The sequence below is a fragment of the Aphanizomenon sp. UHCC 0183 genome, from assembly GCF_009712065.1.
Taxonomy (GTDB): Bacteria; Cyanobacteriota; Cyanobacteriia; order Cyanobacteriales; family Nostocaceae; genus Dolichospermum; species Dolichospermum heterosporum.
In genome coordinates, this window is record NZ_VILC01000031.1 from 45,155 (window position 1) to 47,560 (window position 2,406).

The window sequence follows — 2,406 nt, forward strand, 5'->3', positions numbered from 1 at the left end:
ATCTTATTAATGTTTGATAACTTACATGGCTTGTCCATACAATCCTATTCCCTATCCCCCACCCACCAGGAGGTTCATCTCTATCAAAGCTGTGAAGACCTTAGCAACACTTTCCTCCAGGGTTTCTTTTTCAGAATCACAGACAACTTCTGGGTTAAGTGGTTCTTCATAGGGATCATCAATGCCCGTAAAACCCTTAATTATACCTGAACGGGCTTTTGCGTATAATCCTTTTACGTCTCTAGCCTCACAAACAGACAGCGGTGTATTTACATAAACTTCTACAAAATTTTCTGTCATATTCCGCACTTCATTTCTCACAGACCGATAGGGACTGATCGCAGATACAATGGCTATTACTCCATTACGACTAAGTAAGTTAGCAACAAAACCAATACGACGAATATTTGTATCCCTATCTTCCTTACTGAAACCTAGTCCCTGGGAAAGATTAGTACGGATAACATCCCCATCTAAAACTTCCACCAAATAATTACGCTTTTTTAATTCGGTTTCTACGGCTCTAGCAAGGGTAGATTTACCAGAACCGCTTAATCCTGTAAACCAAAGTGTAAAACCTTTATCTCTCATTTCCAACCATGAATACAACAGCATCCAACCTAGAAATTATCGCCCAAGTCAGTTCCTCTCCAGAACTAAGTAATTGGTTACAACATGAGCATATTAGCATTGCTTTCTCCAGTTATTACCAGCGCAGCCACCGCCACCTTTGCAGAAAACGGTACAGGCACAGTTTACACCGTCACCGCCACCGACGTAGAAGGTACAACCCTCACCTACAGTTTATCTGGTACGGATGCTAACCTCTTTAACATCACCAACGGCGTTGTCACCTTCAAAACCGCTCCTAACTTTGAAGTTCCCACTGACAACGGTGCAAATAACGTTTATGATATTAACGTTATTGCCAGTGATGGTACATTAACTGCCACACAAGCGGTAGCCATTACCGTTGGTAACGTTAACGAAGCTCCAGTTATTACCAGCGCTGCTACCGCCACCTTTGCGGAAAACGCCACAGGAACAGTTTACACCGTCACCGCTATGGATGTAGATGCAGCTACAACCCTCACTTACAGTTTATCTGGTACTGATGCTGGGTTATTTAACATCAATAATGGTGCTGTCACCTTCAAAACCGCTCCTAACTTTGAAGTTCCCACTGACAACGGTGCAAATAACGTTTATGATATTAACGTCATTGCCAGTGATGGTACATCAACCGCCACAGAAGCCGTTCCTAACTTTGAAGCGCCCGGTGATAACGTTTATGATATTAACGTTATTGCCAGTGATGGTACATTAACCGCCACACAAGCCGTAGCCATTACCGTTACTAACGTTAACGAAGCTCCAGTTATTACCAGCGCTGCTACCGCCACCTTTGCGGAAAACGGTACAGGCACAGTTTACACCGTCACCGCTACAGATGTAGATGCAGCTACAACCCTCACCTACAGTTTATCTGGTACTGATGCTGGGTTATTTAACATCAATAATGGGGAAGTCACCTTCAAAACCGCTCCTAACTTTGAAGCGCCCGGTGATAACGTTTATGATATTAACGTCATTGCCAGTGATGGTACATTAACCGCCACACAAGCGGTAGCCATTACCGTTACCAACGCACAATACTTTGCTGGTACACCTAATCCCGATATAATTGTAGCCAAACAAACTCCTGGCTTTGGTGGTATTAAGGATGTCGTGTTTAGTGGTGCTGGTAATGACGAGGTTGATAGTGCGGCTGCGGGCGCTCTTGCCGGTAATAACATTATTGACAGTGGTAGCGGCAATGATACCGTATTTTTAGCCAATGGCGATCGCGCTTTTGGTAGTGATGGCAATGACACATTTTTTGGCGACGAAGCCAGCAATTTCCGTGCCTCTGGTGGTGCTGGTAATGATATCTTCTTCCTGGGTAATGGTTCTAATGGTCGTGCCTTGGGTGGTGATGGTAACGATAAATTCTTTGTCGGTTTAGGTGGTGGCAACCTTTTATCTGGTGGTGCTGGCGCTGACCAATTCTGGATTGTCAATGCTGAACTACCAAAAGCCGCTAACACCATTCTAGATTTCCAAATTGGTACTGATGTGATTGGTATTTCTGGTGCTGCCAAATTAGGCATCACTACCGCCAATCTTACCTTGACTCAAGTTGGTACTGATACTGCGGTTATCTTTGGTGGTCAAACTTTAGCCACTTTAACTGGTATTCAAGCCAGCGCTCTGAGTGTAGCTAATCCTAATCAGTTTGTCCTAAGTATGTAGGCGGGAAAATTTATAACCATGTAACAAAACCTTAATCATAGGAGCTAAGGGTACTTTATCTACTAGTAGTTTTGTGACTGTTTAAACTACGTAGCGGTAAAATTGCAAGAGTTC

The 2,406-nt window shown here is 43.6% G+C and carries 2 protein-coding genes; one reads left to right on the forward strand and one right to left on the reverse strand.

Annotated features, from left to right (window positions below; genetic code table 11):
* Positions 1-51 precede the first annotated feature (51 nt).
* The gene (cysC, locus tag FJR37_RS12810) at positions 52-591 is read right to left on the reverse strand and encodes an adenylyl-sulfate kinase (RefSeq protein ID WP_168466191.1); all 540 of its coding nucleotides are present in this window, start codon (positions 589-591) and stop codon (positions 52-54) included.
* 84 nt (positions 592-675) lie between these two features.
* Between cysC and FJR37_RS26205 the strand changes: the two genes are divergently transcribed.
* Entirely contained in the window at positions 676-2,292 is a 1,617-nt protein-coding gene (locus FJR37_RS26205; RefSeq protein ID WP_174763418.1) for a hypothetical protein, read from the forward strand.
* The last annotated feature ends 114 nt before the right edge of the window (positions 2,293-2,406 follow it).

Bases quoted from the DNA above. Each gene is read 5' to 3' on its own strand.
- cysC (WP_168466191.1), bottom strand. From the start codon at position 591: ATGAGAGATAAAGGTTTTACACTTTGGTTTACAGGATTAAGCGGTTCT.
- FJR37_RS26205 (WP_174763418.1), top strand. From the start codon at position 676: ATGAGCATATTAGCATTGCTTTCTCCAGTTATTACCAGCGCAGCCACC.